This is a genomic window from Nocardiopsis sp. FR4 (assembly GCF_009830945.1).
Taxonomy (GTDB): Bacteria; Actinomycetota; Actinomycetes; order Streptosporangiales; family Streptosporangiaceae; genus Nocardiopsis.
In genome coordinates, this window is record NZ_VWVV01000012.1 from 154,123 (window position 1) to 172,515 (window position 18,393).

The 18,393-nt window shown below is 72.6% G+C and carries 12 protein-coding genes; 5 read left to right on the forward strand and 7 right to left on the reverse strand.

Annotated elements, in window-relative coordinates; genetic code table 11:
• The first annotated feature begins 66 nt into the window (after positions 1-66).
• Positions 67-1,290 carry a Bcr/CflA family efflux MFS transporter gene (locus tag FYW95_RS13835; protein WP_159940829.1) on the forward strand — a complete coding sequence of 408 codons (1,224 nt, stop codon included), beginning with the start codon at positions 67-69 and terminating at the stop codon, positions 1,288-1,290.
• A gap of 64 nt (positions 1,291-1,354) precedes the next feature.
• Here the strand turns inward: FYW95_RS13835 and FYW95_RS13840 are convergent, their stop codons facing one another.
• Entirely contained in the window at positions 1,355-2,314 is a 960-nt protein-coding gene (locus FYW95_RS13840) for an ATP-binding protein (RefSeq protein ID WP_159940831.1), read from the reverse strand.
• 347 nt (positions 2,315-2,661) lie between these two features.
• Between FYW95_RS13840 and FYW95_RS13845 the strand changes: the two genes are divergently transcribed.
• Positions 2,662-3,210, forward strand: a complete 549-nt coding sequence (locus FYW95_RS13845; RefSeq protein ID WP_159940833.1) for an ATP-binding protein — start codon at positions 2,662-2,664, stop codon at positions 3,208-3,210.
• A 158-nt stretch (positions 3,211-3,368) separates the two neighbouring features.
• Here the strand turns inward: FYW95_RS13845 and FYW95_RS13850 are convergent, their stop codons facing one another.
• The 4 genes from FYW95_RS13850 to hisS all read right to left on the reverse strand — a co-directional run bounded on the left by FYW95_RS13850 (position 3,369) and on the right by hisS (position 11,384).
• Positions 3,369-4,208 carry an AMP-binding protein gene (locus tag FYW95_RS13850; RefSeq protein WP_201294849.1) on the reverse strand — a complete coding sequence of 280 codons (840 nt, stop codon included), beginning with the start codon at positions 4,206-4,208 and terminating at the stop codon, positions 3,369-3,371.
• Positions 4,209-4,608: 400 nt separating this feature from the next.
• Positions 4,609-7,128: a LuxR C-terminal-related transcriptional regulator gene (locus tag FYW95_RS13855; RefSeq protein WP_159940923.1), complete on the reverse strand. Its 2,520-nt coding sequence runs from the start codon at positions 7,126-7,128 to the stop codon at positions 4,609-4,611.
• A gap of 165 nt (positions 7,129-7,293) precedes the next feature.
• Positions 7,294-9,750: an ATP-binding protein gene (locus FYW95_RS13860; RefSeq protein WP_160050389.1), complete on the reverse strand. Its 2,457-nt coding sequence runs from the start codon at positions 9,748-9,750 to the stop codon at positions 7,294-7,296.
• Positions 9,751-10,058: 308 nt separating this feature from the next.
• Positions 10,059-11,384, reverse strand: coding sequence for a histidine--tRNA ligase (gene hisS / locus FYW95_RS13865; RefSeq protein WP_159940839.1), 1,326 nt, complete (start codon positions 11,382-11,384; stop codon positions 10,059-10,061).
• An 889-nt stretch (positions 11,385-12,273) separates the two neighbouring features.
• Between hisS and FYW95_RS13870 the strand changes: the two genes are divergently transcribed.
• The 3 genes from FYW95_RS13870 (at position 12,274) to FYW95_RS13880 (ending at position 15,777) form a co-directional block, all read left to right on the forward strand.
• On the forward strand, positions 12,274-12,888 hold the full coding sequence (locus tag FYW95_RS13870) for a GTP-binding protein (protein WP_159940841.1): 615 nt from the start codon (positions 12,274-12,276) through the stop codon (positions 12,886-12,888).
• Between the two features lie 133 nt (positions 12,889-13,021).
• The gene (gene secA2, locus FYW95_RS13875; RefSeq protein ID WP_159940843.1) at positions 13,022-15,328 is read left to right on the forward strand and encodes an accessory Sec system translocase SecA2; all 2,307 of its coding nucleotides are present in this window, start codon (positions 13,022-13,024) and stop codon (positions 15,326-15,328) included.
• Between the two features lie 179 nt (positions 15,329-15,507).
• Entirely contained in the window at positions 15,508-15,777 is a 270-nt protein-coding gene (locus FYW95_RS13880) for a DUF6406 domain-containing protein (protein WP_159940925.1), read from the forward strand.
• 802 nt (positions 15,778-16,579) lie between these two features.
• Here FYW95_RS13880 and FYW95_RS13885 read toward each other — a convergent pair.
• Positions 16,580-16,930: a hypothetical protein gene (locus tag FYW95_RS13885; protein ID WP_159940845.1), complete on the reverse strand. Its 351-nt coding sequence runs from the start codon at positions 16,928-16,930 to the stop codon at positions 16,580-16,582.
• 530 nt (positions 16,931-17,460) lie between these two features.
• On the reverse strand, positions 17,461-18,381 hold the full coding sequence (locus tag FYW95_RS13890; protein WP_159940847.1) for a cytochrome d ubiquinol oxidase subunit II: 921 nt from the start codon (positions 18,379-18,381) through the stop codon (positions 17,461-17,463).
• Between the last annotated feature and the right edge of the window lie 12 nt (positions 18,382-18,393).

Here is an 18,393-nt window from a genome sequence, read left to right on the forward strand (position 1 = left end):
AGCCCCGGTTAGCCTGGCCGGAGGTCAGCGGCGCGCAGCGCCCTCCACCCCCGACGAGAGAGCGCCATGCAGCACAACCCGACCGGCCGGGCCCGCCTGGGCCTGGCCCTCCTCCTCGGCATGCTCGCCGTCCTGGGGCCGCTCAACGTCGACATGTACCTGCCGGGCTTCCCCGACATCGCCGCCGACCTCGGAGCCAGCGCCTCCCACGTGCAGCTGAGCCTGACCACCTGCCTGGTGGGCCTGGCCGTGGGCCAGGTGGTCGTCGGCCCGATCAGCGACGCCCGGGGGCGCCGCGGCCCGCTGGTCGCCTCCCTGGTCCTGTTCGTGCTCTCCTCGCTGCTGTGCGCGCTGGCCCCCGACATCACCGTCCTGGCGGCGGCGCGCTTCCTCCAGGGGATCACCGCCTCGGCCGGGGTCGTGCTCTCCCGCGCGGTCGTGCGCGACGTGTTCGACGGAGCCGAGCTGACCAGGTTCTTCGCGCTCCTGATGGTGATCAACGCGGTGGCGCCCCTGGTCGCGCCGGTCGCGGGCGGCGCCCTGCTCTGGCCCCCCTTCGCGGGGTGGCGGGCGATCTTCCTGGCCCTGGCGCTGCTCGGCGCGGCCATCGCCCTCACCGTGGCCCTGCGTCTGGAGGAGACCCTGCCGGCGGAGCGGCGCATCCCCGGCACGGTCGGCGGCACCCTGCGCACGATGGGCGCGCTGCTGCGCGACCGCTCCTTCCTCGGCTACGCCCTGGTGGTCGGCCTCGTGCACGGCGGCAGCTTCGCCTACGTCGCCGGGACGCCGTTCGTCTACCAGGACCTGCACGGGGTGTCCCCGCAGGTCTTCGGGGTGCTGTTCGGCGTCAACGGCGCCGCCATCATCACCGGGAGCTGGGCCGTGGGCCGCTTCGGCCCCCGGTTCGGTGAGCGCCGCCTGCTGGTGGGCGCGGTGACCGCGGCCACGGCGGCGACCGGGGTCCTGCTCGCGGCGACTCTGCTGGACGGCCCGCTGATCACCCTGGTGGCGCCCATCTTCGTGTACATGACGTGCATGGGGGTGATCCTCACCGGCTCCTTCGCGCTGGCCATGCACGGGCAGGAGCGTCGCGCGGGCAGCGCCAGCGCGCTGCTGGGCGCGCTGTCCCCGCTCTTCGGCGCGGCCGTGGCCCCGCTGGTGGGACTGGACGAGAGCACCGCCGTGCCCATGGGCGCCGCCCTGTTCGCCACATCCGCCCTGGGCCTGGGGGCCCTGCTGGCCCTGACCCCGGCGCGCGTGCGCCGGCCCCAGCCCGACCTGGCGGGCTGAGTCCCGCCGGGCCCGGGCGGGGCCGCCCGACCGCGGTGCCCTGAGGCCCGTCGCGCGGACCGGGTCAGGAGGCGAGGGCGGTGGGGCCCATGAGGAAGTCGGGGTCCAGCTGGGCGGCCAGGTCCGCCCCCTTGGCCTCGTTGGCCCAGGCCCGCGCGTTGCGCAGGTGGAACTCCGCCGACTGCCGGGTGAACTTCTCCCAGTCCTTGGGCGCGCCGTCCACCATGTCCCGCATCAGGGCCAGGGCCTTGACGTTGTCCTCCTCCAGCTCCGACAGCTCGGGGTGGCGCCCCTTCTCCATCGCGCGCACGAACCCCGAGTGCGTCATCCAGCCCGAGAGCTCCTCGCCCACGTGCTCGCGCAGGAACTCCACGTCCGCCGTGTCCTGGACCTTGTTGCCGATCACCCGGATGGCCACGTCGTGGTCGCGGGCGTACTCGGCGTACTGGCGGTAGACGCCCACCCCGCGCACGGTGGGCTCGGCGACCAGGAAGGTCATGTCGAAGCGGGTGAACATCCCCGAGGCGAAGGAGTCGGCGCCCGCGGTCATGTCCACGACCACGTACTCGCCCGGGCCGTCCACGAGGTGGTTGAGGTACATCTCGGCCGCACCCACCTTGGAGTGGTAGCAGGACACGCCCAGGTCGCCCTCCGCGAAGGGGCCGGTGACCATGAGCGTGGCCCCCGCGGCGGGGACGCCGAAGCGGGCGTGCAGCGGGTTGTCACCGGTCACCGTGAGCAGGCGCGACCCCCGGCCCGGGGGAGTGGTCTTGATCATCGCCTCGGCGGAGTGGATGCGCGGGTTGTCGCCGCGCAGCACCTCCTTGATCTCGTGCAGGTGCGCGCCCAGCGGGACGAGCCGGGCCAGGCGCTCCCCGTCCAGGCCCAGGGCCGCGCCCAGGTTCTGGTTGATGTCGGCGTCGATGGCCACCACGGGCACGTGCTGTGCGGCCAGGTAGCGGGTGAACAGCGCGGAGAGAGTGGTCTTGCCGCTGCCGCCCTTGCCCGCGAACGCGATCTTCATGTGAGCCCTTCCGTCGGTGTGTGGACGGGTCCGCGCGAGGGCCCGGTCCGGACACGGGACGGGCTGGGCGCGGCCCGGTATGGAAACGATTATCGTTCCTCTTCAGCGCACTGTCAGCGAAAAAGCCGCTTCGGAGCGCGCATTGCCAACGTGTTACACCTCACATGGGCGACTCTGGAGTCCGGACTGTTTCCTTTGTCCACATCGGGGATGACACGTGACGGCGTTTTGGCGCCAATCCCGGGCAGGGGGAACTCGGGTGTGCTGTTCTGGAGCCAGCACACCCTTGTCTAAGGTGAGTGCAGGCGGCGCAACCCGCGCTCGTCGCGGGTGATTGGAGTGACCGGATGGCTGAGGCGAGGCAACTCCGGGAATACGTGCCCGCGGAAGTACCGGAGAGTGCGGCGGCGACCACACCGCCGATCGAGGCGGCGGAGTGGACCGGCGGGGTCACCGACCACACCGTGTGGAGCTGCGCCGGGAACCTGACCGCGGTGCGCTCCATCCGCGCCCGCGTCCGCAACTTCCTCGCCCGCACGGGCCACTCCGAGAGCGCTCTGGACGACGCCGAGCTGGCGGTCAGCGAGCTGGCGACCAACGCCCTGCTGCACTCGCGCTCGGGGCAGAGCGGCGGGGTCATGACGCTGTTCATCCGCTCCGACGCCGGGCGCCTGCGGGTGGCGGTGGCCGACCAGGGGGCCCGGGACGGCGAGGGCCTGCACACCCGCGAGGACGGCGACGACTTCGGCCGCGGCAAGCTCATCGTCGACAGCTGCGCCACCCGCAGCGGCGAGTACTGGAGCGACGCCGCCCACGTGGCCTGGTTCGAGATCGACGACCACACGCCCGGCGCCGACGCCGAGGTCCCGACCGCCGAGCTGGCGGTCGAGGACTGAACGGCCCCGTCCACCCGGACGGGCGGCCACGACTCCGCAGGCCCTGCGCCGATCGGCGCGCCTCCCCCGCCGCCACCCGCGGTGCTCCGGACCCGGCACCCCCTCCGTACCGCCCCCGACGGCCCGCCCCGCGCCGGTCCCGCGGACCCCCGCCGGGCTCACAGCACCCGGGGCCGCGCGATTCGCTCCGGCTCGGGGGCGCAGTGCACGGTCACCTGGCGTCCCTCCGGGGGAGGGCAGTCCGCCCCGGTCAGCACACAGGAACCCGTCCACAGGGCCAGCGCCACCAGCGCCACCCGGGTGGCCTCGTCGCCCCGCTCGTCCACCGCCACCACGTCGTCGGCGGTCAGATCCAGCGCCTCGCGCAGCTCCGAGAAGCGCGCCATCAGGTGGTTGTGCGGGTACAGGGTGGTCAGCAGCCCGGCGCTGGTGTGCTCGTAGCCCAGGATGCCGTTGTCGAACAGTCCGCGCGTGGGGCTGTACCCGCTGCCGTCGGGGCTGGGCTGCAGCAGCTCCTCGAAGGGTGTCGTCCCCAGCACGTGACCGAAGGCGATCACCTGCCGCACCCTGGAGTGCTCCGCCAGCTCCAGCGCGGTCGGCACCAGTTCCTCGCTGACCAGCAGCAGGCGGGCGTCGGTCTCGGCGAGCACGGCGCACTGGGTGTCGGCGCCGGAGGCGGTCGACAGCGGAAGCGCCCGCCCGCCCACGGACATCACCGTGTAGGTGGCCAGGAAGCGGTCGGGCGAGACCGGCGCCAGCACCCCCACCACGTCGCCGAAGCACATGCCCCGGCGGCTGAGCCCGGCGGCGGCCTGCTCCACCGTGGCGGCGAAGGACAGGGCGTCCACCCGGTGCCCCGCCCCGCGGATCGAACCACCGCGCCCGGTGCGCAGCCGGAGCCGCTCGTACAGGCCTCCGGTCAGCGAGCCGATCGGGTCGTCGCGGCGCGGTAGGTGGCGCCCCGGTCGTCCGGTTCCTGAAGACAGTCCTACCCCCATGCGTACCCCCAGTTCGCCCATCCGTCGGTGGCACCGTCGCCCGGGTTCGTCACGCCCCCTCCACGTGGCGAACCCGGGAGCGACGCTCCGGTCGGCGGATGCGGTCTCCCTCCCCAGGACGCACTCCGCGCCGACGCGGTCTTCCACCGGCCCCGAGAACCTCCCCGGGGCTGACGGGCCGTCACGGAACCGGTCCTGCGGCCGGGTCTCGACGGCCGTTCACGGGACCCGTGCGAACGTGCCACCGCGGTGCCACGAACGTGGTGTCCCATGGCTTGAAGCCTAGCGCGTTCACAGTCAGATGCACATGCATATTGCTATGCACATGCATATGTAGATTCAGCTCGTACCAGCTTGTGGAGGCCGTGATCCGTACGCAAACGGGCAGAAGGGACGGGTGTCAGTCCGAGGTCCCGTGCAGGCGCAGCCAGGAGGCGATCTGGGTACGCGAGTGGAAGCCCATCTTGCGGTTGATGTTGGCCACGTGCCGCGCGGCGGTCGACGGCGTGATGAACAGCGTGCGGGCGATCTCGGGGTTGCTCTCCCCGCGGCTCACCAGACGGGCCACCTCCAGTTCGCGCCGGGTCAGCAGTTGTTCGGGGGTGACCGACTCGGGTGCGGGCGGCGGCCCCTGCCGGGTTCCCCGCCCCCGCTGCGGCCTCCTGGCCTGGCTCTGGGCTCCGCGGCGCGGCTGCGGGCGCCGGCCCTCCTCGACCAGGCGCTCGCCCTCGCGGACCGCCTCCGACAGGCTCAGGCCCCGGCCCCGCTCCCACCAGTTCACCAGGTGGCGGCGGCGCCGACGCGTGTCCTCCGTACCGCCGAACGGCCACGGAGCCGGGTGCGTGGACAGCCCCAGCCGCTGGCGCGCGCTCGCCGCCGCGCCCACCAGGCGGCAGGCGGGCTCGCGTAGTCCCGCGGCGAAGGCCACCCGCGCGATCGCGGTCAGGGCGCGCGCCGCGTCCGCCCGCTGCCCCGTCGAGTGGCTCAGCAGCAGGCCCTCGCTGAGGTAGTCGTAGGCCTGCCCGGTGGAGCCCAGGGCGTGCGCCACCCGGCCGATCCCGGCCAGGCAGCGCGCCTCCTCGGCCGCGGCGCCGATCAGCCGCTGGGTGTCCAGCGCCTCCCGGTAGCAGCGGTCCGCCGTCAGCAGGTCACCGCTGGCCTCGGCCGTGCAGGCCTGCCCCATGAGGGTGACGCCCACGCCCCACCGGTGGTCGATGCCGCGCAACAGGGTCAGCGCGGCGTTGTAGTGCTGGTCGGCCGTGGGGTGGTCGCCCTGCTGGGCCACCAGGGCGGCCCGCGTGCCCAGGGCGATCGCCTCGCCCCACAGGTCGCCCGCCTCACGGCACAGCCGCAGCGCCTCCTCCACCCGCACCGCGGCCTGGTCCGGAACGCGGTCGCGTACCTCCACCAGGGCGAGCAGGTTCAGCGCGGTGCGCACGAACACGTCGTCCCCGGCCTCGCGGCACAGCCGCAGGCCCTCCTCGCCCAGTGCCAGCGCCAGCGCGTGGGCGCGCTGCACCCGCGCCAGCTGGGCCCGGCCCACCAGGGCACGGGCGCGCGAGGCGGCCTTGGCCGACTCGTCCGATTCCAGCAGGCGGTCCATCCACTGGGCGCCCTCGGCGTAGCACTGGTGGCTCACCCAGTGCGCGACCAGGCTGACGCACAGCCGCAGCCCGGGTTCCGCCGCGCCGTGGTCCAGCGACCAGCGCAGCAGGGAGCGCAGGGTGTCGTACTCGGCGATCACCCGCTGGCGGCCCGACTCGCGCTCGCTCCAGGGCATGGACCGGCTCGACTCCAGCTTCTGGCCCAGGTCCTCCACCAGGACCATCATCCGCTCCAGGAGCCGCTCCTGGAACAGCTCCGCCTCGCCCTCGGCGGCCAGCCGGGCGTGCGCGAACCGCCGCACCGCCTCGGGCATCCGGTAGCGCACGCGTCCCTCGAACTCACCGGTCACGGTGATCAGCGAACGGTTCAGCAGCGACGTCACCAGGTCCAGGATGGACGACTCCGGCAGTGCCTCGTCGGCGCACACCTGCTCGGCCAGCTCCAGGTCCCAGCCGCGGAACACCGACAGGCGGCGCAGCAGCGTCCGCTCGGTTTCCGGCAGCTCGCCGTAGACGAAGTCCAGGACCAGCGGCAGCATCTGGATCCGCGAGACCGCCTGCCCCGGGCCCGGCCGGGCCGCGGGGGAGTCCAGGTAGGCGCGCAGGCTCCGGGCCAGGGTCCTGGGCCCGGCGTCGGGCGCGCTCGCGCCCAGCACCTCGATGCCCAGCGGGATCCCCCCGGCCATGTCGCACAGCTCCGTGACGGTCTCCAACTCCTCGCGCGAGACCGAGAAACGGGGGTCGCGCGTGCGGGCGCGGTCCAGGAACAGGCGCACCGCCTCCGAACCGGAGGGGTCGGGCGGCGGCCCCTTGCGCGCGGGCAGCGGCAGCGCCATCGGGGTCACCCGCCACACCGTTCCGCCGGTCAGCCGGATCGGGTCCTCACTGGTGAGCAGGATCGACACGGCGGGGCAGGCGGACAGCAGGGCCTCGCCGACCTCCACCACCTCCTCGGCCACGTGCTCGCAGGCGTCCAGCACCAGCAGCAGGCGGCGGTCGCGCAGCGCCTCGGTCACCGTGGCCGCCAGGGGCTGTCCGGGTTCCTCGACCACCCCCACGGCGGCGCACACCCGCGCGTAGACCTCCAGCGTCGTGCGCGCGTCCGTCAGCTCGGCCATCCACACCCCGTCGGGGAAGGACACGGTGGACTGCTCGGCCAGACGCAGGGCCAGACGGGTCTTGCCCATCCCGTCGGTTCCGCTCAGTGTGACGCAACGACTGGAGTCGAGCAGGCGCAGCAAATCGCTCAGGTCCCGCTCGCGGCCCACGAATCCGGTGCCCGGACGGGGGAGGTTGTGCCGCGCGGGCGCGGTCAAAGGTGCCATGGCCTTCACATGTAGGGGTGGTCGGAGGAGGTCGTCACCAGGAACGGGGGAAGGGAGGCAGGGCGGACGTGGTCGGGTGGGCGGGTGGTACCTGGAGTTCCTGTCTTAGCGGGTGCACGCGCACTGTGCAAGTGCTTCCCGGCCCGGCGGGGCCTGTTACCCACCGTCCCTAGAGGAAGCCCAGCCGGTCAACTGCGTCCTCGACGAAATCGAGAGTTTTCTGAAGATGTTCGCGATATGTCGGGCCGCGGTGGCCTGGCTGATGGTCAGCCGCTCGGCGATCTCCCGGTTGGACAGGCCGCGCTCGGCGAGCTCGGCCACCTCCCTCTCCCTCGGGGTCAGCGAGTCCGGTCCCGAGGGGCCGGGGGAGGCGGGGCGCGGGAAGGCCAGCGCCCGGTCGAGCACCTGCTCCAGGGGCAGGGCGCGCCACGCGCTCCACGCCTCGGCGGTGCGGGCCCCGCCCACCGCGCGCTCGGCCGCCGACCGCAGCCGCAGCGTCTCCGCAGAGGGCCGGTCCAACGACGTGCGCAGGTCGGCGGCGACCCCCGCCAGGGCCGCGGCACGCTCCGCCTCCTCCTCGGCCAGCGCCAGGTCCGCGAGCGCCTCCAGGGCGCGCGCCACCGCGATCCGCTGGCCGGAGGTGAAGCTGACCCGCAGGCACGTGGCCAGGGGCTCGCGGGCCAGGAGGGTCTCGTCCTGGGACAGGTACAGGCGGCCCAGGTCCCGGGCGCAGTGCGCGGTGGCCGGAGCGGCCTCCAGCTCCCCGAAGACCGACAGCGCCTCGGTGAACAGCTCGCGCGCCCGTTCGAAGTCCCGCCGCTCGGCCGCGAGCGAACCCAGGCCGTGCAGGCAGCGCGCCACGCTCCACCGGTCGCCCAGGTCCTGCGCCAGCGCGATGCTCTGCTCCAGGTACCCGCCCGCCAGATCCGGTTCGCCCCGGCGGCGGGCCAGCCGCGCCATCACCTCCAGCGTGGTCGCCTCGGTGATGGGGTCGCCGGACCGGGCGACCCAGGCCCTGGCCCGGTCGGCGTGCCGCTGCCCCTCCTCGGGCGTGCCGGTGCGCAGCGCGAGCGCCGCCAGGGTCGCCAGCGCCGAGGCCGCCGCCCCCGCCTCACGGCAGGCCCGGGCGGCCTCCAGGGCGCACGTGGCCAGCTGGCGCACGCGCGGGACCGTGTCCAGGTCCAGCCGAAGCTCGGCGTGCAGCGCCAGGGCGCGCGCCCGCAGGTGCGGGGACTGGCCGTCGGGGTCGGTGTCCAGGGCCCGCTCCAGCACGCGGCTGCCCTCGGCGGCCAGGTCGCGCACCATCCAGTACGGGCGCAGCGCCACGCACACCCGCAGGGCCTCGTCCACGCGGCCCCGCGACAGGGCCCAGTCCACCACCCGGGCGTGGTTCTCCCGGTGGTGGTCGAGCAGCCTCAGCTGCGCGAGGCGCTCGTTCCAGGCCAGGGGGGCGCAGCAGGCCTTGGCCCACTCCTCCAGCCGGGTGACGCAGAAGCGCAGGTACCTCTCCCAGCGCTGGTCGCGGCCCCCGTCCTGGGCCAGGCGCTCGGCGGCGTAGGCGCGCACCGTCTCGGTCAGCCGGTAGTGCGTGGTGCCGTCGATCTCGGCGTCCATCACCACCAGCGACTTGTCGAGCAGGGAGAAGTGCAGCCGCAGGATGTCGGAGGGGTCGACGCCCTCGCCCGAGCACACGTCCTCGGCGGCCTCCAGGTACCACGTGGAGAACACCGAAAGCCGGTGCAGCAGCAGCCGCTCCGGTTCGGTGAGCAGGTCGTGGCTCCACTCCAGGACCGCGCGCAGGGTGCGCTGGCGCGGCGGCAGGTCCTCGGAGCCGTCGCTGGTCAGCAGCTGGAAGCGGTCGTCCAGGCGGCGCAGGATCTGCTGTACCGACAGCACACGCACCCGGGCGGCCGCCAGCTCGATGGCCAGCGGCATGCCGTCCAGCATGCGGCAGATCTCCGCGGCGTAGCCGGAGTTCTCCCGGGTCATCTCGAACCCCGAGCGCGCGGCGTGCGCCCGGGTGACGAACAGGCGCACCGACTCGTAGCGCTGGGTGTCCCGCCGGGGGATGGGCGCGGGGTCGGCGGCGTAGGGGTCGGTGGGGGTGGGCCGCGCGGGCAGGGACAGCGGGGGCACGCGCCAGATGCTCTCCTGCGGCACGTGCAGCGGCTGGCGGCTGGTGGCCAGGATGCGCACCCGCGGACAGTCGCGCAGCACCGCCCGGCACAGCTGCTCCATCGGACCCACCGCGTGCTCGCAGGTGTCCAGGAGCAGCAGCAGGTTGCGGGTGCGCAGCGAGGTGATGATGGCGTCCGTCATCGTGCGCGCGTCGTCCTCCACCGCCTGCAGGCCGACCGCCACCGCGCGCAGCGCCTGGTCGTGGGTGTTGGCCTCGCTCAGGTCGACGAAGCGCACCCCGTCGGGGAAACGCCGCATGACCCGCTCGGCCAGGTGCAGGGCCAGGCGCGTCTTGCCGATGCCGCCGGTGCCGGTCAGGGTCACCATCCTGGAGTTGGCCAGGAGGTGGCCCAGGTCGACGATGTCGCGCTCACGGCCGACGAAGCTGACGAACTCGCCGGCGGACAGGGGCAGGTTGTGGCGGGGAGGGGACATGGCCTCGATCACTAGCCTGTGCTTGTGTGGGACCTCCGCCGCGCTTCGGTCCGTGTTCGGGAGCCCGGGGCACGGGGACCCCGCGGGCACCCCGACAAACCCCAGCGGCTGAGGCTCAGTCCACGCACGGCCCCAGGGCGGCGGAGGCCCGCTCCGCCGCGCCCGTGGAAGGCGCGGCGGAGCGGGGAACGCTGTTCCCAGTGTCGCACCCGGGGGCCGGAGTTGTCCCCCGAATGGCCGGTTCCGGCACGAGCGGCCGGAAACCGCCCATGCCGGCCGCGGTGCGGACTCCCGGCGGACGGGGAGGGCTACTCCGCCTTCTCCGGGGACCAGGTGGACGGGTCGGCCGGCCCCTGCTCACCCGAGCCCATGTCCTTGACCTCGTGCGCGCCGTCCTCGCCGAAGGGCGGGAACCACACGAAGGGGATGCCCTTCTTGGCGGCGTACTGGATCTGCTTGCCGACCTTGGCGGTGGAGTGGAACACCTCGGTGTTGAACCCGCGCCCGCGCAACAGCTCACCCGTGCGCAGGGCCTCCCGGCGGCGCTCGGCGCTCGGCACCACGACCATCACGTCGGTGGGGCAGACCCGCCCCTCCCGGATCCGCCCCTCGGCGACGAGCTTGGCGAAGATGCGGGTGAGGCCGATGGAGATGCCCACGCCCGGCAGGCGCCTGCGGATGAACTGCCCGGCCAGGTCCTCGTACCTGCCGCCCGCGCAGATGCTCCCGTAACCGGGGTCGTCGTCGAAGGAGGCCTCGTAGACCGTCCCGGTGTAGTAGTCCAGGCCGCGGGCGATGGACAGGTCGGCGACGACGGCGCCCTCGGGCAGGTCGGCCAGATCGTCCAGGACGAACCCCAGCTCCTCCAGGCCCTCGTCGAGCAGGGCCGAGGACACGCCCAGCGCGCGGACCCGGTCGGCCACGTCGGCGCCGGTGCCCCGCACGCGGGCCAGCTCCAGGCACGGGGCGACCTGGTCCTCGGACAGGCCCTCCTCCAGCAGGATCGCGCGCACGCCCTCGTCGCCGATCTTGTGCAGCTTGTCCACGGCGCGGATGACCGCGACGGGGTCCTTGATGCCCAGGCCCTCGTAGAAGCCCTGGAGCACCTTGCGGTTGTTGACGTTGAGCGTCCAGGCGGGGATGTCCAGGCCGCTGAGCACCCGGTGCACGATGCGCGGCAGTTCGGCGTCGAAGTGCAGCGGCACGGAGTCGACGTTGATGACGTCGATGTCGCACTGGGTGAACTCGCGGAAGCGTCCCTCCTGGGGGCGCTCGCCCCGCCACACGCGCTGCATCTGGTAGCGCTTGAAGGGGAAGGACAGCTCGTTGAAGTGCTGGGCGACGTAGCGCGCGAAGGGCACGGTCAGGTCGAAGTGCAGTCCGAGCCTGGCGTCGGAGTCGTCCTTGGCGTCGGCCTGGAGGCGGTGCAGGGTGTAGACCTCCTGGGAGGTCTCGCCCTTGGCCATGAGCACGTCCAGGTTCTCCACGCTCGGGGTCTCCACCGACGCGAAGCCGAAGGACTCGAACCCCGCGCGGATATGGTCCAGCCAGCGCTGCTCCACGGCCCGGACCTGGGGGGTCCACTCGGGGAAACCGCTGATGGGAGTGGGGCGGACGACGCGCTGATCGGACATGTGGGGTTCTCGGCTCACAGTTTCGTGTCGGACTCGCTGGCCCCCGCGGCTCGTCTCCCGCAGCACGCGCGTGCGCGGGCGGGTCACACGGGGAAGGGCCAGCCCATACTACGTCCAACGCGGCCGGCGGGGGCGGGTACGCCTTCGCCCCGGCCTCCGGACGGGCCGTTCCGCGGTGTGTCCGGTCGGGTCCCGGCCGTCGGGGGTCGTCCGGGCCCGCGGGGCTCCCGCGTCCGGAAGGACGCCCGGGCCGAGGCGCGGCGGAGTTCCGGAGGCGACACGGCCCCGAAGGCCGCCACCGGCCCACGTGGACGGTTGTGGGCCGGTGGGGCGCCGAGGCACCGACCGGGGGTGCCGACCGGTCGACGCCGAAGAGTGAGACGTCGACGGGCGGTCGCCCACCCCGGGACGAGGCCGGGGCTCCCGCGCAGGGGTCGCGTCCTCGTGCCAGGAGTCTTCTCCGCGACCGCACGTGCCAGTGCGGGGGCCCTGTCTCCACCGTAGACTCCGGGGCGCGCGGCGGACAGGGATTGGCGCGGCCGAAAGCGGCCGAAAACGGCCGCTCACAATGTCGTAAAGTCGCCCCTCCGGGGTACAGGTGTGTGCTTACCTTGTCACGGTCAGTCCCGGGCAGGGGACTCACCGCCACGGGGCCGCCAGGGCACCCGTGGCTCCCCACGCTGCCCCGGCCCGAGAACCCCACGTGTTCCCCAGGTGTGTTCTGTTGCACCAGTGCCCGGAAACGCCTTAACCATCGGCCGTCCGGTGTTAGGTTCCAGGGACGGTGCCTCTCGCGGCGGTGCCAACGCCGACGAGTCCCGTACCCCTCAGGACCGGGTCGTGCGAGCCCCGTCGCCCCTCCGGCCCGGCACTCCCGCTAGGACTAACTGTGATCGATCCAGCCAACAGCACGAACCACGACCACGCATCCACCGGGCTGTCCACCAAGATCATCGTCGCCGGTGGCTTCGGGGTCGGCAAGACCACGTTCGTCGGCGCGGTCTCGGAGATCCCACCCGTACGCACCGAAGCCGCGGTCACCACCGCCAGCGCGGACGTGGACGACCTCTCCCACACCCCGGACAAGACGAGCACCACGGTCGCGATGGACTTCGGCCGTATCTCGCTGGACACCGACCTGACCCTCTTCCTGTTCGGCACCCCGGGCCAGCAACGCTTCTGGTTCATGTGGGACGACCTGGTGCGCGGCGCTCTGGGCGCGGTGATCCTCGCCGACACCCGCCGCCTGGAGGACACCTTCCAGGCGCTGGACTACTTCGAGCGCCAGTACCGGCTGCCCTTCGTGGTGGCCGTCAACGAGTTCGACCCCGAGGCGTTCTACAGCGCGGACGAACTGCGAGACGCCCTGGACCTGCCCCCCGAGGTCCCGGTCGTCTACTGCGACGCCCGCGAGCGCAACTCGGTCGTGCGGGTCCTGGTGACCCTGGTCAAGCACGCCATGGCCCTGGAGGCCCGCCAGCGCCACCAGCGCCAGCTCGCCTGAGGGACCCGGGTGCCGCGGGGCGCGGCGCCTCGCCGTCCGCGTCCGCCGGGCGCCCGGGTTTCCTCCGCGGGCGGTTTCGGGGGGTTCCCCCGGGGGCTGTGTCCGGCGTTACTCTGTGGTGGTGTTCGGACGAATGGCGGAAAGCGTCCGCCGCTTCCTGGGTAAGCCCGGTGCGGTGGATCTGCGGCCTTATACCAAGCTCCTGTCGGCGATCGAGGCCGAGGAGGATGGTCTGCGTGAGCTCAGCGACACCGAGCTGACGGACAAGGCCATCGAACTCGGCAACGCCGAACTCCCCTACGAGCGCGACGACCTCGTGTCGCTGTGCGCGGTCGGCCGCGAGGCCGCCCGGCGCGCCCTCGACGAGCGGCCGTTCGACGTGCAGCTCCTCGGCGTCATGGCCCTGCTCGACGGCCACGTCGCCGAGATGGCCACGGGCGAGGGCAAGACCCTGGCGGGCGCCCTGGCCGCGGCCGGGTTCGCGCTGCGCGGCAAGCGCGTGCACGTGCTGAGCGTCAACGACTACCTGGCCAGGCGCGACGCCGAGTGGATGCGCCCCCTCTACGACATGCTCGGCGTCACCGTGGGCTGGATCAACGAGGACTCCACGCCGGGGGAGCGCCGGGCCGCCTACTCCCGGGACGTCACCTACGCCTCCGTCAGCGAGCTGGGCTTCGACGTCCTGCGCGACCGGATGGTGACCGACATCGAGGACCGCGTCGTGCCGCCGCCCAGCGTCGCCATCATCGACGAGGCCGACTCGGTGCTCGTCGACGAGGCGCGCGTGCCGCTGGTGCTCGCCGGAGCCGCGGAGAGCGTGGCCGCCGACGTGCGGATGGCCGACGTCGTCCGCTCGCTCAAGCCCCGCCTGCACTACGAGGTCGACGGCGAGGGGCGCAACGTCCAGCTCACCGACGCCGGGATCGACGTGGTGGAGAAGGAGCTCGGCGGGGTCGACCTGTACTCCGAGGACGACACCTCCGTCCTGCCGCAGGTCAACCTGGCCCTGCACGCCCACGTGCTGCTCCAGCGCGACGTCCACTACGTGGTGCGCGACGGCGAGGTGCGCATCATCAACGAGTCGCGCGGCCGCATCGCCCTGCTCCAGCGCTGGCCGGACGGCCTGCAGGCCGCGGTCGAGGCCAAGGAGAAGGTGGCGGTCAGCGAGACCGGCGAGGTGCTGGACTCCATCACCGTGCAGTCGCTCGTCCTGCGCTACCCCACCCGCGGCGGCATGACCGGCACCGCCATGGCCGTGGCCGAACAGCTCCGTGAGTTCTACGAGCTGGAGGTCGCGGTCATTCCCTCCAACAAGCCCAACATCCGCCAGGACCACGGCACGCGCCTGTACGCCACGCGCGAGGAGAAGGAGGACGCCCTCATCGCCAGGGTGGAGGAGGTCCACAAGTCCGGGCGGCCGATCCTCATCGGCACCCAGGACGTGGCCGAGTCCGAGCTCCTGGCCGGGCGCCTGCGCGAGGCCGGGCTGGAGTGCGTGGTCCTCAACGCCAAGAACGACGCGGACGAGGCCTCCATCATCGCCGAGGCGGGCACCTACGGGGCGATCACCGTCTCCACGCAGATGGCCGGACGCGGTACCGACATCCGCCTCGGCGGCAGCGACATGGCCGACCGGGAGCGGGTGGTGGACGCCGGCGGACTGTACGTGATGGGCTTCGGCCGCTACCCCAGCAGCCGTCTGGACGGACAGCTGCGCGGCCGGGCCGGACGCCAGGGCGACCCGGGCGACTCCGTCTTCTTCGTGAGCATGGACGACGACCTCGTGGTCAACCACGCCCCCGAGACGACCGGGTACACGACCACCGCCGAGGGCGAGATCACCGACGAGGGCTGGCTGAACATGGTGGACCACGCCCAGCGGGTCGCCGAGGGGCAGCTGCTGGAGGTGCACCGCAACACCTGGCGCTACAACCAGCTGATCGACGTGCAGCGCGACGTGGTGCTGGAGCACCGGGAGATGGTGCTCACCGGCGACCAGGGCGACCGCCAGGTCAGGGCCGACCGCGGAGAACGGCACGCGGAGCTGGTCGAGGAGGTCGGCGAGGAGAAGGTGGCCCAGGCGGCGCGCCTGATCACCCTCTACCACCTGGACCGGGGCTGGACCGACCACAACGCCTTCCTGGCGGAGCTGCGGGAGGGCATCCACCTGCGCTTCCTGGGCCGCCGCGACCCGCTGGACGAGTTCAACCGCGAGGCGGTGCCGGTCTTCAAGGGCTTCCTCGACGAGGCGCGCGCCCGCGCCGCGGAGAGCTTCGAGGAGCTGGAGGTGCGCGACGGCGAGCTCGACGTCTCCGACGTGGGCGTCAAGCGCCCCTCCATGACGTGGACGTACATGGTGCACGACCACCCGTTCAGCTCGGCGTTGGAGACCCTGGTGGGCAGGCTGAAGGGCGTCCGGGGGTCCGCTGACGGCGGCTGATAATTCCAATATTCCCTTATGTGCGGGTCGGGACTTTGGTCCCGGCTCGCACATTACCTTTGTCAGTTGCTCTGTCCGGTTCTGCGGATGGGCCCGAAAACGGCGTCCTCAATAGCTCTGTCCGGGTTAGCATGGCTGCGCTTTCAACGGAATCCGAGACGATGGGGACTGAAACCACTGTGGTCCACGAGATCGGTGAGCAGGAAAAGATCAGCTATGGGCGCAACGACCGCTTCGCGGGAGGCCCGATCGGCGGTGGGAGTTTCTGGATCGGTGAGGACGGTCGACCGGTGGCCAAGATCGGGGGGCCCAAGGAGTGGCGTCCCACACCCATGATCGACGTCAGGGTGGGTGACGTGTTCAGTGTGGGAGGACAGGTGTGGAGGGTGACCGACATCGTCGACGCGGACTCCCCCTCCGCGTATCTGCTGGCCACGCGAATAAGTTGACCTCCAGCCCCGGGTGGCAGGCCCGGGGCCTTTGATTTTCTTGCTTGCGCCGGGAAACGCAACCTCGTGCAACCTTTCACCGACGTGGTGACACATGGTGTTTCCCGGTTTCTCCTCCGGCGGATTCCCCGGTCGCGGTAAACGCTCCGCACCGGGGTTTCCGTTACCCCTGGGTTGTGTGCGAAACCTGCTTTTCCAGGAGGCCGGTGTTCGCGGAGTGGCTATCGGTGCAGGTCAGGAAGGGCGCCCGGCGCGCCCCGCCGACGGGAATCGAGACGTTCCGGTTATCTGTTGGGGGGTGTTCGCGTTACCGGTGCGTCGTTAACGTCTGTGGTGCAAGGCGCGCCCCGGCGCACCGGGAGGCCCCCGCTCCCGGCGGTCCACGGGCAGCCGCGCCCTGCCGCCCCCGAGGTCGGTCCCAGGGGCTGTCCCCCGCCCCTGGGCCTGACCGCCCCGCCTCGGCGGGGCGGATGTTCCCTCGCCTCCCCGGTCTCCGTTGTCCGGCTTCCTCGCGCGGGCGGCCTCGGAGAGACTTCCCCCGACTCCGAGTGGATCCTGTTCTATTCTCGCTTTTCAGTCAGCATGTCATGTTTGGCTGGGTTTTCCTTGCCGAGCTGGGCCTTGCGGTAGAACGCGTTCCAGTATTACTCTCGGGTAAGCCTGACCCGGTGAGGGCGTCGCGCGGTTCGGCCGCGGGGCGCCAGCGGACGGCAGGCGAGAACCGCCGTCCGTCGAAGTCGGATCGCGCCCCGGCTTCGGCGGGCGGCGGACCGATGCGCGGGCGCGGGCGCTCCCGCCCCGTTCAGGCCAGCAGGCGGCAGAGCTCCGCGAAGGTGGGGCAGGGCCAGCTCTGGCGGCAGCCCTCGCAGCGGTGCTCGCCGTGCTCGTCCCCCTCGTCGGGGGCGTGCAGGTGCAGCAGGTCCACGCACACTCCGGCCAGGGCGGACACCTCCTCGCGCGCGGTCGCGTAGAAGGCGACGTCGTTGATCCGGGACAGGGCGCTGGAGGATCTGTCGGCCGGGATCCCGACCGTGTCCGGCTCCCACGGCACCGCCCGCGCCGAGCGCTCCCGGATGCCCAGTACGCATCGCAACAGCCTCGCGTGTTCGGAGGGGTGGCCTCTCTCCGACGCTGGTCTGGTGAACGGCGGCATCGCTGATCTCCCCCAACGGGTGGATACGCAGCATCACGTAGTGACACAGCGTATACCTACCGTCGCCCATTGTCGCGACACGCGGGGGCTGGTGTGGGAAGGGGTGCGGGCCGCCCGGGGAGGGCGGCCCGCGCGGAAGGGGGATTCGGTTTTCTCGGCACTTCAGGGTGTCGGGCGCGTGGCGCCCCCGGACCCGCTAGCTGCAGCTGCCGCCGCAGTTGCAGGAGCCGCCGCTCTGGCAACCGCAGCTACAGCCCGATCCGCAGCTGCATCCGCGCAGATCGGGGGTTGTGGTCGGGGAATGAGTCACAGTCCCTCCTCAAGGGGCTCGACAGCGCCCGTGCGCGATCACGCCGGAGCCTCCCCTGGTGGGAGGGGGCGTCACGGGCGTGTCTCCCGGACATGGGCTTGCCCGCTGGTCCGCGCTCCCAATCCGTGGCCGGCCCGCGATGCGGTGCGGGCCGGGGTGTCCGGTGCGGGCCGGGGTGTCGCGGAACCGTTGTGAACTGCGTTTTTCCCGAACTCGGGGGTCAGGCGAAGAAGGTCGGGCTTGCCGCCGGGCGGCGTGTTATTCGGTAGAGCCAAACTTGACCGGCGAACATGACCGGAATTACGGGGATGAGGAACACCCACACGAACACCGCCGTCGTGGAGGGCACCGGGGCCGACGGCAACGGGGCCGCCAGCGCCACGAGCAGGCCCGGGACCGCGATCGCCGCCGCCGACGTGTGCCGCGACAGCATCGGGCCGGTCAGCCCGCTGGTGGCGGCCAGCACCCCCGCCAGCGCCGCGACCAGAACCAGTGCGGGGACCGGGGCCAGCACCGGCCCGCCGGGCAGCGCGGCCGACGCCACCGCCAGCGCCACCGCTCCCAGGGCGGCCCGGGAGAGCGTACGGGTGCCGCGCGCCGCCACGTCCGCGCACGCGGCCTCCTCCGCGCCGACCGTGCGCTCCGCGCCGAAGGCCGAGCCGCGCAGCGCGAACAGCGCCATGACGGCGGCGGCGCACAGCACGGTGAACGGGCTCGCGACGAGGCCGTCCGTGAGCAGACCCGCCACCGTCAGCCCCCAGGAGGCCGCGAGGGTCCAACTGCCCGCCACGACCGCGCCGTCGCAGACCAGGCGCCAGCGTGCGCCGTCCACACGGGCGCGCAGCCACAGCCCCGCGTCGCGCACCAGCCACCCGGCCAGCAGCGCGGCCAGCACCGGCCACAGTTCGGCGACCGCGTGGTGTTCCAGCACGGGGAACAGGCCTGCCAGGACGCCGGCCGCGGCCACCAGCCACACCTCCGTGGCGAGGAAGTAGGGGGCGATCGCGGCGACCACCCGGCGGCGCTCAGCGGGCCCGCGCGCGACGTGGGGCATGAGCATCCCCAGGCCCACGTCGGCACCCGCGAGGACGAGGTAGCCGACCAGGAGCAGGGCGAGCAGAGCGGAGGAGAGCAGGTCCATGAGGGCGGCCTT

Excerpts from the sequence above, each read along its gene's own strand:
- FYW95_RS13885 (WP_159940845.1), bottom strand. The coding sequence starts at position 16,930 with ATGCCGCCGTTCACCAGACCAGCGTCGGAGAGAGGCCACCCCTCCGAA.
- FYW95_RS13890 (WP_159940847.1), bottom strand. The coding sequence starts at position 18,381 with ATGGACCTGCTCTCCTCCGCTCTGCTCGCCCTGCTCCTGGTCGGCTAC.
- FYW95_RS13835 (WP_159940829.1), top strand. The coding sequence starts at position 67 with ATGCAGCACAACCCGACCGGCCGGGCCCGCCTGGGCCTGGCCCTCCTC.
- FYW95_RS13840 (WP_159940831.1), bottom strand. The coding sequence starts at position 2,314 with ATGAAGATCGCGTTCGCGGGCAAGGGCGGCAGCGGCAAGACCACTCTC.
- FYW95_RS13845 (WP_159940833.1), top strand. The coding sequence starts at position 2,662 with ATGGCTGAGGCGAGGCAACTCCGGGAATACGTGCCCGCGGAAGTACCG.
- FYW95_RS13850 (WP_201294849.1), bottom strand. The coding sequence starts at position 4,208 with ATGGGGGTAGGACTGTCTTCAGGAACCGGACGACCGGGGCGCCACCTA.
- FYW95_RS13860 (WP_160050389.1), bottom strand. The coding sequence starts at position 9,750 with ATGTCCCCTCCCCGCCACAACCTGCCCCTGTCCGCCGGCGAGTTCGTC.
- hisS (WP_159940839.1), bottom strand. The coding sequence starts at position 11,384 with ATGTCCGATCAGCGCGTCGTCCGCCCCACTCCCATCAGCGGTTTCCCC.
- secA2 (WP_159940843.1), top strand. The coding sequence starts at position 13,022 with ATGGCGGAAAGCGTCCGCCGCTTCCTGGGTAAGCCCGGTGCGGTGGAT.